We start from the raw sequence: 12,128 nt of genomic DNA, 5'->3' as shown, positions 1-12,128 counted from the left end.
CCGGCCTCTCCCGCCGCTTGTTTTCAGATCAGAACTTCACGCCCGCGGTCACGCCGTACATCCGCGGATTGCCGATGTGGTTGTAGTCCAGACCGAAGCCGGTCAGGTCGATGCGCGAGGTGAAGTAGAACTTGTTGCCCAGATTGCGCGCCCAGGCCGAGATGCTGTAGCGCCCGTCGCTGCTGTTCCAGTCAAGGTGCCCGCCGAAGAGGGCGTACGAGGTCTGGCGCAGGCGCGGGATGTTGATGTTCTCGAAGAACTGGCTCGACTGGTAGGCCACTTCGGGGTGGAACGAGATCGCGCCGAACTTGCCCTGCACCATCGTCCAGTCGAAGCTGGCGTTGAAGGTGAGCGTCGGCGCGTTCGAGAGGCGGTTGCCCGCGACGTTGACGCCGCTGACGATGCCCTGCTGGATCCGGGTCGAGAGCAGGCCCAGCCCGCCGTGGAAGGTGAAGGTGTCGCTCGGGCGGACCGTCAGCTCGACTTCACCGCCATAGAGCCTGGACTTGGGGATGTTGAGCAGCTGCTGCGAGGCATCCGCCGGGTTCACGTTGATGAACTGCTGGTTTTTGTAGTTGTAGTAGAACGCCGCCATGTTGAGCGTGATGCGGCGATCCCAGAACTGGGTCTTGGCGCCGGCTTCGAAGGAGGTGACCTGTTCGGCCTTGGCGACGCCGAGCTCGACCGGTGCGAAGAAGGCCTGCGCATTGAAGCTCGGCGCGCGGTAGCCGCGGCTCACGCTGGCGTAGAGCAGGTCGCCGCTCGCCAGCTTGTAGTCGATGCCGATCTTGCCCGAGACGTTGTTCTGCGTGAAGCGCAGGTCCGAGAGCGGGATCAGGTTGGCGACGAAGCTGTCGTCGACGCCGAGCGCGTCGGACTTGAAGCCGGTCTGCGCGCCGGTGTCGTGGGTGTAGCGCAGGCCGCCGCGCAGCGTCAGCGCGTCGGTCAGCTTGTACTTGAGGTCGGTGTAGAGCGCGAAGCTCTTCTTCACCTGATCGAACTGGTTGCGGATCTTGCAGGCGACCGGCAGGGCGTCGGCGCAATCCTGTGCGTTGATCACGCCGTCACTGTTGGCGTCGGTGCCGTTGAAGACTTCGAGCGTGGTCTCGTTGAACACCTTCTCGCGGTTGAAATAGGCGCCGACGATGAAGTCGAACGGACCGCCGGTGTCGCTGGTCAGGCGCAAGTCCTGCGCGAACTGGCTGGCGCGATCGAAGTAGGGCACCTCAAGATTCTGCGCGCGGATGCCGTCGGTGTCTTCCTTGAAGAACAGCGTGCCCTTGTCATAGCTGGTGATGCTGGTGATCGCGAGCGTATCGGAGACATCGTAGTTCACCGTGAGCGCGACCGAGGTCGTCACGGCGCGGCGCTTGGTCGGCACGTTGGAGTCGATCTGGAACTGGCTGAGGCCCGGGCGGTTGACCGCTTCGGGCTGCGCGTAGATGCCGTAGTTCTGAGGGTTCTGGAAGCTGTGCGAGGCACGCAGCGTGATCTTGAGGCGGTCGCTGGGCTCGAGTTTCAGCGTGCCGCGGATGCCCCATTCATCGGTGCTGGCGAGATCGGGGAAGCCCGGGTTGACGTTCTTGAACCAGCCATCGGCCTTGGCGAAGGTGCCGGCGACACGCAGCGCGGCCTTCTCGCCCAGCGGCACGTTGACCGCGCCATTGAGATCGACGCGGTTATAGTTGCCGTAGCCGGCGTTGAAATAGCCGCTCGTCTCGCCAAGCTTGGCATCGCGGCTGATGAGGTTGACCGCGCCGCCGGTGGTGTTCTTGCCGTAGAGCGTGCCCTGCGGGCCGCGGAGCACTTCGACGCGCTCGATATCGTAGAGCGCGATGCCAAGGAACGCGAAGTTGCCCTTGTAGACTTCGTCGTAATAGGTCGCGACCGGACTCGACTGGTTGAGGCTGAAGTCCGACATCGAGACGCCGCGCAGCGCGAAGATCGGTGTGTTGTCGCCCACGGTCGAGGTGAGCTGGAGGTTGGCGACCTTGTTGACGAGGCTATCCACGCTGGTGATGCGCGACTTGGCCAGCGCTTCGCCGCCGATCGCCGACACCGAAATCGGCACCGACTGCAGGTTTTCCGAACGCTTGGCGGCGGTCACGACGATCTCGCCGCTTTCGCCCGCATCGGTTGCGGTTTCGGCTTGCGCGGTTTGCGGAGCCTGCTGGGCGAACGCGGGCTGCGCCGCGAGCATCAGCGCCAACGGGGCGACCAGCGCGGCGCTGGAAAGATAGACGGTCCTCATGATTGTTCCCTCGCTTCTGTTCAAATTTCCCCGAGTATTCTCATTGTTCGGAATGCGTCTTGGCAAAACCGGCCACCAGTCGTGCTCTTGTGGCGGCACGTTCGAGCCGGAGCGGGTTCTGGCGAAGACGTCCGATTTCTTCGGCCGTGTAGGGCCTGAAGTCTTGCGGCAGGTGGGCCGGATCGAACTTGTATATGGTCCAATTTACCAGATTGGCCAAACGGTCATCAGGAAGATCCACAGTGGCGACACCCGGTACGCGGCCGATGAATTCCCGCCCGCCCGGAACGCTGAGGAAGCGGGCGACAATGCCTTTCATCGGCGGGTTGGAGTGATCGTCGCCGCTGCCATCGGGCCGGTGGCAGCCCTGGCACTTGAGCTGATAGTCAGTGCGCGCTTGGTAGGCATCGCGCACGCCCGGGATGGCCGCCTCGTCCGCCTTCACAACCGCGCCCGCCGCGAGCGGGAGCGCGATCAGCAGGGCGAGGCGGCCGGGCTTCATTGGCCGCCTGCCGCAGCGTGGAGCTTGCCGACATCCTGCGCGGAAAGCGCAGCGCCGCCGGCGCGGATGCCTGCGACTTCGGCTTCGGCGAATGGCTTGAACTCGGGGCCGGTCTTGGCGATCTCGGTGCCGACGTGGTTGAGCACCGCCGCGACCGAGGCATCGTCAAGCGTCGCCTGCGCGGGCATGACCCCGGCGTAGGGCTTGCCGCCGACCTTGATCGGGCCGCTGACCCCGCGCGTGACGACCAGCGTCAGGTAGCGGCGACCCGCTTCGCTGGAAGCCATGACGCGGAAGTCTTCGCCGAGCGGTGGGAAAACGCCGGGGACGCCTGCGCCGGTCTTGGTGTGGCAGGCCGCGCACCGACCATAGATCGCGGCGCCGTCCGCTGCGGCATGGACCGGCAGCGTCAGCGCAGCAAGCGCCGCTGCGCCAACCCCGATGGCGAGGAGAGACGCGCGCATCACTTGGCCGCCGGAAGCGCAACGCCGATGACCGCGGCCACCGAGCAATTGTATACCGAGCTCTCCGAGCCGAGGCACCAGTTGTAGTCGTTGTTCGACTGCGGGCGGACCTGCGGGCGGTCGCCTTCGTTGCGGTTGCACAGGCACTGGCCGCACGAGGAAACGCCGCAGCAATCGTTGTAGCTGATCACATAGGCGCGGCCGTCGGCCGGGTTCGTGCAGGTACCGATCCAGGTGATGGGCGACATCTCGGTACCCGGCGGGCAGGTGTTGACCGAACCGCCGCAGCACGAGCAGAGGAAGCCGTCGATCGCGCAGTAGCGCCAGTAGTCGCAGCTCGCGCGGTCGCCGGGGTCCTGTTCGAGCCCGGAGATGATGGCAGGCCGGGCGGCGCCGGCGCCATGGGGGCCGTGCGGCGCTTCCGGGGCAGGGGGCGTGGCGGCGCGGGCGACCGGGAGGAGCGGGATCGAGGCGGCGCCCGTCATCCCGGCGCCGAGCCACGCCAGCAGCGAGCGGCGCGAAGTGCCCCGGGCGATCCCGCGCGCGAGGTTTTCGGTGATCTTGTCGAAACGCGCCATGGGTCAGGCCTCCTGATGGTTATGTTGGCGGCGGGCCAGATAGTCCTGGATCGAGGCGACGCCCCGCTCCTTTGCCTCGAAGAGGCTTTCGAGATGTTCGCGGCTGTTGACGAGGCCGAGCGAGGCGACGCGGCCTTCCTCGTCGAGCAGCACCGCATAGGGCAGCTTGGAGACGCCGAAGGCGCGTCCGAGCGCTTCGGAGAGCACGACTGGCAGGCTTTCGAGGCCGTGGTCGCGCACCATCGCGAGATAGCCGGGCTTGCCCCCGTCGCCCGCGACGACGATGTCGAGCCAGCCCGCTTCGGCGCGCGCGGCGCTGCGCACGATGGGGAGCAGCGACTTGCACATCGGGCAATCGGGCGAGGCGAAGAACAGCAACTGGCTGCGGCCCTGGCGCTGTCCGCCGATGGCAATGCCGACGCCGTTCATGTCGGCGAGCGTCATCGGCGTCGCCTTTTCGCCGAGCGCGACCTTCTGGTGCAGGGTCAGCGCGCCGGCGGGAGCGATCCGCTCGTGCAGGATGCCGACCTGCCGCGCGAGTGCAGCAATCAGCAGGGCCTGGACGATCACGGCGGTCCAGAGGAGGATCTGGCTTGTCAGCATCATGCGGCCTTCCCCAATGAGGGTTTCCAATGCGGGGCGGGGATGGCGAGCAGTTCGCTGGCGCCGAGGTAGAGTGCGAGGAGCCCAGCTGCGGCAAAGGGCGCGTCGAGCGTGAAGGGGGCATCGGGCAGGACCGCGACGATTGCTGCGAGCACCGCAAGGCCGGCTGCGCGCAGCACGAGCGCGGTGGAAACCGGCTTGCTGCGCGCGGCAAGGTCGCAGCCGCAGTCGAGCGTCTCGCCCCGGCGGCGCAGGAGGGCAAGCGCATAGGCAGCCCAGACCAGCGCGGCGATGACGGCGCCCGCGGTGCGCAGCGGCGGGACAAGCAGGCAGCCTGCGGCTACGAGTTCCAGCGTGCCCGCGTGGATCAGCAGCAACTGTGCCGGAACCGGACTGACGCCGGTGAGCCGCGCGGTCGCCTCGATCATGCGCGCCCGCGCCAGCACTTTGTGCAGCGCCGAGGCCGCGAGCAGCGCCGCGCAGAAAAGGGCGAGCGCCGCCATCAGGGCACCTGGATCAGGATCGGATTGGCCGCCACCGTCGCGCCGAGCGAGCGGACGAAAGCGCCGGTCGCCGCGTCATAGATGTCGATCGCGCCACTGGCCTGCGCCGCCACAAGGTGCGGCGTGCTCTCCTTGGTCACCGCGATGGCGAGCGTCTGGCCCTTGAGCGCAATGCGCAAGGTGCGGGCCTTCTTGATGGGGTCGACGACCCAGACTTCGGTGCCGCCGTCCTTGTGGGTGCCTTCCTGGCCGTAGGGGCTCATCAGCACATAGAGCTTGCCCGCCGCATCGGCGTTGATGACCTGCCAGCCGCCGGGGCGCCATTCGGGCGCGCCGCCGTCTGCCGTGCCGACGCTGAAGCTGCCGGGGAGAGGCTTGGCGACAGGGCCAGAAAGATCGAAGCCCTGCACCATGCCGTGGAAGCTGACGAACCACGCCGTCGTGCCCACCATCGCGGGGGTGCTGAACAGGGGCTGGTTGTCGATATCCTGCACCTTGGGCACCGACTTCGACGAGGCTGCCGCGCCGTTCGCATCAAGCGTGACGCTGAACAGCGAGCCATCGGCGCAGAGGCTGGTGAAGCCGCTGCTCCCGGTGGGGTAGATCTGCGCGCAGCCGGGGAGGTCGATCTCGTTCAGCACCTTGCGCGCGGCAAGATCGACGACCGTGACCGACTGGGCGGGGGTGAAGTTGGCGACGAGCGCCCACTTGCCGCCATTGGTCAGCTGGAACAGGTGCGGGTAAGTCACCGACTGCTGGCGCTTGCCGCCGGGGAGCACGATCTCGCCCTTGGGCTGGAGCGACGCGGCGTCCCAGATGGTGATCGCGTCGGTCCGCTCGCCGCGGGTGAGGCGGCTGTAGAAAGTCTCGGTGGTATAGAGTTCGCCCCTGTCCTTCGCGATGAGGAAGTTGGCGAACTGCGCCGCACGGACGAGGCCCTTGAGCGGCTGCACCGGATCGGCGGTGTCGACCACGGCGACGCGGCCATCGAGGATCGCGCCGAAGTGAAAATCGTGGATCGTCACCCAGCTCTGCGGCCAGGTGGCGGGGAGCTTGGCGACGCTCGGCAGGCTCTCTTCCGCAAGCGGCTGCGGGAACTTGTCAGCCGCGATGGCCGGCGAAGTCATTGCGGCAAATGCATAGAGCGCCGACGCAAGAACGGGTGCGATGGACCGCATTATCTTTCCCTTTCAAAGCGGATGGACCCCGCTTTCCCGGTGCCAAAGTGGCCCAATCCTAATAAAATTGTCAACTGTCCTATTTTGGACGTTGGACATAATTTGGGTTTGCGGTAGGCACCGATTGCTGCGCGCGGAAATGCGGGAGATTTGTGTGAATGCGATCCCGAAACTGGTGACCGACCTGCTCATGCCGGGGCGTGAGGGCGGCTATGCCAAGGGCTATGAAACGCGCGAACTGATTCTGCGCACCGCGCTGCATATCCTGATCGAGGAAGGCTATCGCGCGATGTCGATGCGGCGGATTGCTGCGGCCTGCGGCATGCGCCTCGGCAATCTTACCTATCACTATCCGACGCGCGAGGATCTGGTGCGCGAGCTGCTCAATGCGGTGATCAGCAGCTACGAAGTCGAATTCGGCGCGATCGTGCAGGCGCCGGGGCTCGAGCCGGAGGAACGCCTGACGCGGCTGTGCAGCCTGATCATCGAGGACATTGGCAGCAAGAAGACGACGCGGCTGTTTCCGGAACTGTGGGCGCTCGCGAACCATGACGCGTTTGTCTACGAGCGGGTGCATGAGCTTTACGACCGAGCGCGGGCGCCGCTGGTGGAGATCATCGCGGAAATGCGGCCCGATCTGCCGGAGCAGGACCGGCTCGATGTGGCGCTGTTCATCTCGGCCTCGATGGAGGGGCTGACGGTCTTCGCCGGGTACGAGATGCCGTTTGCGCAGCGGATGCCGGCGGTCGAGCAGATCGCGATCCGCTCGTTCATCGACATCGTGCGGAGCTTCCAGCCCGCTTAGGCGACACTTCCTTCGAGGATCTGCAGCGTCTTGAGATCCGAGTGGAAATCGAGAGCATAGTCGCCGCCCTCGCGGCCGATCCCGGAAATGCCGATGCCGCCGAACGGTGCGGTGAGATCGCGCACGAGGAAGGTATTGACCCAGACCGTGCCGCCGCGCACCGCCCGGCCGACACGATTGGCGCGGCTTTCGCTGCCGGTGTAGACGATGCCGGAGAGGCCATAGGCGGTGGAGTTGGCGAGCATGACGCCTTCGGCTTCATCCTTGAACGTCTGGAACGTGAGAACCGGGCCGAAGACCTCATTCTGGACGACTTCGCTCTGGTTGTCTTTCGGGATGATGAGCGTCGGCTCGATCCAGTTGGCGCCTTCCTTGAAGCGCTTGCCGCCGCGCACGATGGTGTCACCAGCCGCACGGGCCCGGTCGATGAAACCGAGGACGCGCTCCGCGTGGACTGGGTGGATCAGGGCGGACATGGTGGTCGCGGGATCGCGGCTGTCGCCCATGACATGCGCGTCGGTATAGGCGTGGAACTTGGCGAGGAAGGTGTCCTTCACGCTCTCCTCGACGATGATGCGGGTGCCGGCCATGCAGACCTGGCCGCTGTCGTCGAACTGGCCGGCGGCCTTCTTCGCGGCGGCATCGATATCGGCATCGGCAAAGACGAGGAGGGGAGACTTGCCGCCAAGCTCGGCGGTGAAAGGCACGATGTTTTCCGCCGCTGCCTTGCCGATGATGCGGGCGGTGGGGACAGAACCGGTGAAGCTGATGCGCTTGATTCGGGGATCGGAGGTGAGCGCGTTGCCGAGTTCGGCGCCGAGGCCCTGGACGATGTTGAACACGCCGGCAGGGAAACCGGCCTCGGCGATCAGGTCGGCGAGGACCGAGGCGGAGAGCGGGGACCAGTCGGCAGGCTTGAGGATGACCGTGTTGCCCGCCGCGAGGGCGGGAGCGCATTTCCATGTCGAGAGCATGAAGGGCGCGTTCCACGGCGTGATGATCAGCGCAGGGCCGGCGGGCATGCGGATGACGCGGTTCAGGGTGCCGCGCGAGGACCAGACGCGTTCCTCGTGGGCGGTCGCAAGGTCGGCATAGTTGCGGAAATTGGCGGCGCCGCGCAGGATCACGCGCAGGCGCAGGCTTTCGAGCAGCATGCCCATGTCGAGGCATTCGACCGTGGCCAGCTTTTCGACATTGGACTCGATAAGGTCCGCCAGCCGGTGCAGATAGGCGCCGCGCTCGGCGGCGCTGAGGGCGGCCCATGCCGGAAATGCTGCGGTGGCTGCGGCTGCAGCATGGGCGGCGGTCTCGGCATTGCCGCGCGCGATATCGGCGAGCTTGCGGTCCCAATCGAAGGGGCAGCGAGTCTCGAAGGTTTCGGGCGAAGAAACCCGCTCGCCGCCGATGAAATGGTCGGGCGAGACGGAGACGCCGTCGATATCGATGCGGGTCGGCATGGTGGCTCTCAGATGTAGTGGAGGTAGTAGGCGGTCTGCTCTTCCGCCGACTTGCCGTCGAGAATGCGCACTTCCTCGCGCTTGATCGCGATGAAGTTGTCGACGAGGTCCTGCCCGATGGCGGCGGAGAGCACCGTGTCGGCTTCCAAAGCATCGAGTGCCGCGCCCAGATCGTGCGGGGTGTGGCGATCGGTGCTGATGGTTTCGAGACCGTCGTTCAGCTCTTCGGGCGGAAGTTCGTAGCCGTTCTCGAGGCCGAGCAGGCCGGCCTGCAGCATGGCGGCCATCGCGAAGTAGGGGCTGGCGGCGCAATCGGCCATGCGGTGCTCGATGCGGGCGGCAGAGCCTGTTTCAGCAGATACGCGGACGGTGACGCTGCGGTGGTCGATGCCCCAGTTGGCCCAGTAGCCCGAAAGGCTGGCGGGCTGGAGGCGGGCATAGCTCTGGGTGAGCGGGGCCATGATGGCGGCGAGCGCTTCGTGGTGGTGCAGCATGCCGGCGATGGCGCCCTGCATGGTGGGCGACAGAGTGCCGGATGCTACGTCGTTGGCGAAGACATTGCTGCCGTCGGACTGGGTGAAGCTGAGGTTGAAATGGAGGCCGCTGCCGCTCTTGTCGGCGAAGGGTTTGGGCAGGAAGGAAAGCAGGTAGCCGCGCTTGTAGAGCACCTCGCGCGCCATCTGGCGGAACAGGAAGGCATCGTCCGCCGCCTTCATCGCGTCGGCAAAGCGCAAGGTGAGCTCGAACTGCGGGGCATCGAATTCGGCGTTGATCGACTCGATGGGGATGCCGCAGGCGGCAGCCGTGGCCCAGACTTCCTCGATCAGACCGGCGGGATCGGCGAAGGGGCCGGTGCCGTAGACGAAGCCGCCGGGGGTGTCATAGGGGACCCATTCGCCATTTGCGCCGCGCTGGAAGACATAGGCTTCCATCTCGATGCCGACCATCGGATCAAGGCCTTTGGCGCGCCACGCTGCGATCGCGCGGGCGAGGGCGGAGCGGCCGCACAGCGCGAAGGGCTCGTTCTTGAAGCGCAGCGAACCGAGCGCGATCTGGGTGTTCGCCTCCCATGAGGGACGCAGGTCGGCAGGGTCGAAGGTGACTTCCATGTCCGGCAGGCCGGTCAGAAGGCCGCCGCCGGGGGCTGCCACCAACTGCTTGTCATAGGTGACGGCAAACGTGCCGACGCACATGCGGGCGTGGCCCTTGTGTGCCTCGCTCATCGGCACGTATTTGCCGCGCGCGAGGTTCAATTGGTCGGCGAAGAGGATGCGGCACCTTTCGAAACCTTTGGGTTCGAAGCTTTCGGCGCGCACCTGACCGGGCTCGATCTTGGACATGCGGTTCATTTCTCTCCCCTTCAGCGCGCGGTCACGCGTACCGGCAGATGCTTTATGCCGTGAATGAAGTTGCTGCGCAAAAAGGCGTGGTCGCTGACTTGCTCGATGCCGGTGAGGCGCTTCGCCAGTTCCTGCATGACGATGGCGACTTCGAGCTTGGCGAGCCACATGCCGAGGCAGATATGCGGGCCGCCCTGACCGAACGAGAGGAACGGATTGCGCTCGCGGCCGAGGTCGATGCGGTAGGGATCGGGGATCGCGGTCTCGTCGCGGTTGCCCGAGATGAACCACAGGAGGACCTTGTCGCCTTCGCGCACCTGCTTGCCGTGGAAGGTGAAATCGCGGGTGGCGGTGCGGCGGAAGTGGGTGGTGGGGGAGGCATAGCGGATCATCTCGTCCGCCGCGCCTTCCCAGCTGTGGAAATCGCCGGACTGCAGGCGCTTCAACAGCGACGGATCGTTGGCGAGGGCGTGGATCGTGGCGGAGATAGAATAGCGGGTGGTGTCGTTGCCGGCGGCGACGAGCAGGCAGAAGAAATTGCGGAACTCGTCGCGCGACATCTGGGTGCCGCTGTTGGTCTTTTCGCGCACAAGGTTGAGCACGCCGATCTGTTCGCCGGCGTCCATGCGGTCGAGCAGCTTGTTGGCGTAGTCGAACAGGTCGACGGCGGCGGGCGAGCGGAAGGGGAGCATGCGGTAGGCATCGCCGTCGAGCTGGTCGACGACGAAATCGGTGTAGTCCGGGTCTGCGTTGGAGATCAGTGCATCGCCCTTCTCGACGAGCCACGGCCCGTCTTCCTGCGGCACGCCCATGATCTGCGCGAGCATTTGCATGGGAAGGCGCCGGGCGATGCGGTCGACCGCGTCGAACTCGCCTTCCTCCAGCGCGACATCAAGCAGGTCGGTGACGATCTGCCGGATCTGGTCCTCGAACTGGGCGACGGTGCCCTTGGCGAAAGCCTTGGAGACGAGCGCGCGGAAGCCGCGGTGATGCGGCGCGTCGGTCTCCTGGAAGGTCTTGCGCGCCTCGACTTCCTCGGGGCTCTGGTCTTCCATGCGGATACCGCGTGCGGAGGAGAGAAGATCGGCCTGCCGGTTGAGTTCGAGGAGGTCGGCGTGGCGGGTGACGGACCAGAAGCCCTTCTCGCCGCTGGTCATTTCGGACCATGCCATCGGCTCCTCGCGGCGCATGCGGGCAAAGGTCTCGAACGGCGCGCCGTCGTTGAAGGCATCGAGCGAGGACAGATCGACGTACGGGTCGGCCTGGCGCGAGAATGCAAAGGACATGGAACCTCTCCTGTTCGCCTATGGGGTTAGGCGGGCGCGGGCGGGGGGACTTGGCTTAAGCGGACAGAGTGAGGTGGGGCTCTTCTTGTCCGGGCAGGCCGGGCCTATTGAGGCGGCCTAGCGCAAGCAGGAGCAGCGATCATGGGTGCAATCATCGGAGCCGGACTGGTGGCGCATGCGCCGACCATCATGATGTCCGAGGCGGATCGCTTCGAGATCAACGAGGGCAAGGAGATCAGCCTTGTGCCGGGGCTGCACCGGCTGAAGCGCGAAGTGCTCGATGTGCTGAAGCCCGATGTGATCGTGCTGTTCGATACGCACTGGTTCACCATCGTGGAGTTCTGCATCGCGGCGCAGGCGCGGCGGACGGGGCTTTATACCTCGGACGAGCTTCCGCGCGGGATGAAGCAGATCCCCTATGACATTCCGGGCTGTCCGGAGCTGGCCTTCGCGATGGCGCAGCGGGCGACGGAGCATGGCGTGCGCACCAATGCGATCGATGATCCGCACCTGGCGATGCACTACCCCACCGTGAACCTTTCAACCTTCCTGCAGGGCAAGGAGCAGTGGATCTCGGTGAGCCATGCCTATTCGGCCGAGCCGCACAACTTCCTCGCCGTGGGGGCGGGGATCGGGCAGGCAATCCGCGAATCGGACAAGCGCGTGGTGCTGATCGCCAGCGGTTCGATGAGCCACCGCTTCTGGCCGTTCGACCAGATCGCGCAGCATGAGGCTTCGGACCCGATCCACATCTCTAGCCCCGAGGCACGCGAGGCGGATCTGGAGCGGCTGCGGTGGTTTGCCGAAGGCAACCATGCGGCAGTGATCGACACGATGCCGGACTATCTGCGCCATGCGCCGGAGGCTCGCTTCGGCCATTACCTGATGATGGCGGCGGCTTGCGGGGGGCGCGAGTGGACGGCGAAGGGGCGGCAGTATTCGGACTACGAGAACGCTACGGGCACCAGCCAGGTGCATGTGTGGTTTGATATGTAGGGTTTGCCGTTTGGCGCCGCGCACCCCCACCCGGCCTCCCCCGAGCGGGGGAGGGGAAGAAGGGGTGAGGCTGTTGGAATTGCGGGCGCGGCGCTGCGGTGTTCGGGCTGGGAGGGTGATCGCGCGACCGGTGCGGCGCCTGCACTGGCGCTGCGGGGAGGGCGT

General features: G+C 65.9%; 12 protein-coding genes. 2 read left to right on the top strand and 10 right to left on the bottom strand.

Going from position 1 to position 12,128, the window contains the following annotated elements:
- Positions 1-28: 28 nt before the first annotated feature.
- Genes IP83_RS13790 through IP83_RS13760 form a run of 7 tightly spaced genes read right to left on the bottom strand, consistent with a single transcriptional unit; the run spans position 29 to position 6,079 of the window.
- Positions 29-2,251, bottom strand: a complete 2,223-nt coding sequence (locus tag IP83_RS13790) for a TonB-dependent receptor (protein ID WP_054122807.1) — start codon at positions 2,249-2,251, stop codon at positions 29-31.
- A 40-nt stretch (positions 2,252-2,291) separates the two neighbouring features.
- The gene (locus IP83_RS13785) at positions 2,292-2,753 is read right to left on the bottom strand and encodes a cytochrome C (protein ID WP_156309729.1); all 462 of its coding nucleotides are present in this window, start codon (positions 2,751-2,753) and stop codon (positions 2,292-2,294) included.
- Positions 2,750-3,217 carry a cytochrome c gene (locus IP83_RS13780; protein ID WP_054122806.1) on the bottom strand — a complete coding sequence of 156 codons (468 nt, stop codon included), beginning with the start codon at positions 3,215-3,217 and terminating at the stop codon, positions 2,750-2,752. The genes IP83_RS13785 and IP83_RS13780 overlap by 4 nt, the downstream gene beginning before the upstream one ends.
- Positions 3,217-3,795 carry a methylamine dehydrogenase light chain gene (locus IP83_RS13775; protein ID WP_054122805.1) on the bottom strand — a complete coding sequence of 193 codons (579 nt, stop codon included), beginning with the start codon at positions 3,793-3,795 and terminating at the stop codon, positions 3,217-3,219. Before IP83_RS13775 ends, IP83_RS13780 begins: the two co-directional genes overlap by 1 nt.
- Positions 3,796-3,798: 3 nt before the next feature.
- The gene (locus tag IP83_RS13770) at positions 3,799-4,401 is read right to left on the bottom strand and encodes a methylamine dehydrogenase (RefSeq protein WP_054122804.1); all 603 of its coding nucleotides are present in this window, start codon (positions 4,399-4,401) and stop codon (positions 3,799-3,801) included.
- The gene (locus IP83_RS13765; protein WP_054122803.1) at positions 4,398-4,901 is read right to left on the bottom strand and encodes a MauE/DoxX family redox-associated membrane protein; all 504 of its coding nucleotides are present in this window, start codon (positions 4,899-4,901) and stop codon (positions 4,398-4,400) included. Before IP83_RS13765 ends, IP83_RS13770 begins: the two co-directional genes overlap by 4 nt.
- Complete coding sequence (locus IP83_RS13760; protein WP_054122802.1) at positions 4,901-6,079, bottom strand: amine dehydrogenase large subunit; 1,179 nt, start codon at positions 6,077-6,079, stop codon at positions 4,901-4,903. Before IP83_RS13760 ends, IP83_RS13765 begins: the two co-directional genes overlap by 1 nt.
- Positions 6,080-6,254: 175 nt before the next feature.
- On the opposite strand from IP83_RS13760, the gene IP83_RS13755 reads away from it, so the two are divergent.
- On the top strand, positions 6,255-6,884 hold the full coding sequence (locus IP83_RS13755) for a TetR/AcrR family transcriptional regulator (RefSeq protein WP_231625054.1): 630 nt from the start codon (positions 6,255-6,257) through the stop codon (positions 6,882-6,884).
- On the opposite strand, the gene IP83_RS13750 is transcribed toward IP83_RS13755, so the two are convergent.
- From IP83_RS13750 to IP83_RS13740, 3 genes are read right to left on the bottom strand one after another with little or no spacing between them, the layout of a single operon-like run.
- Positions 6,881-8,341, bottom strand: a complete 1,461-nt coding sequence (locus IP83_RS13750; protein ID WP_054122801.1) for an aldehyde dehydrogenase family protein — start codon at positions 8,339-8,341, stop codon at positions 6,881-6,883. The two genes, IP83_RS13755 and IP83_RS13750, sit on opposite strands and share 4 nt — an antisense overlap.
- Positions 8,342-8,349: 8 nt before the next feature.
- Positions 8,350-9,690 (bottom strand): glutamine synthetase family protein, encoded by a 1,341-nt coding sequence (locus tag IP83_RS13745; protein WP_082364702.1) that lies wholly within the window; start codon positions 9,688-9,690, stop codon positions 8,350-8,352.
- 11 nt (positions 9,691-9,701) lie between these two features.
- Positions 9,702-10,967, bottom strand: coding sequence for a cytochrome P450 (locus IP83_RS13740; RefSeq protein ID WP_054122799.1), 1,266 nt, complete (start codon positions 10,965-10,967; stop codon positions 9,702-9,704).
- A 141-nt stretch (positions 10,968-11,108) separates the two neighbouring features.
- Here IP83_RS13740 and IP83_RS13735 point away from each other — a divergent pair, with 141 nt between their 5' ends.
- The gene (locus tag IP83_RS13735; RefSeq protein ID WP_054122798.1) at positions 11,109-11,963 is read left to right on the top strand and encodes a 3,4-dihydroxyphenylacetate 2,3-dioxygenase; all 855 of its coding nucleotides are present in this window, start codon (positions 11,109-11,111) and stop codon (positions 11,961-11,963) included.
- The last annotated feature ends 165 nt before the right edge of the window (positions 11,964-12,128 follow it).

The organism is Novosphingobium sp. AAP93, from assembly GCF_001296055.1.
GTDB lineage: Bacteria > Pseudomonadota > Alphaproteobacteria > Sphingomonadales > Sphingomonadaceae > Novosphingobium.
Note: the sequence above shows the minus strand (reverse complement) of the source record. Positions and strands in the feature narration are given on the sequence as shown.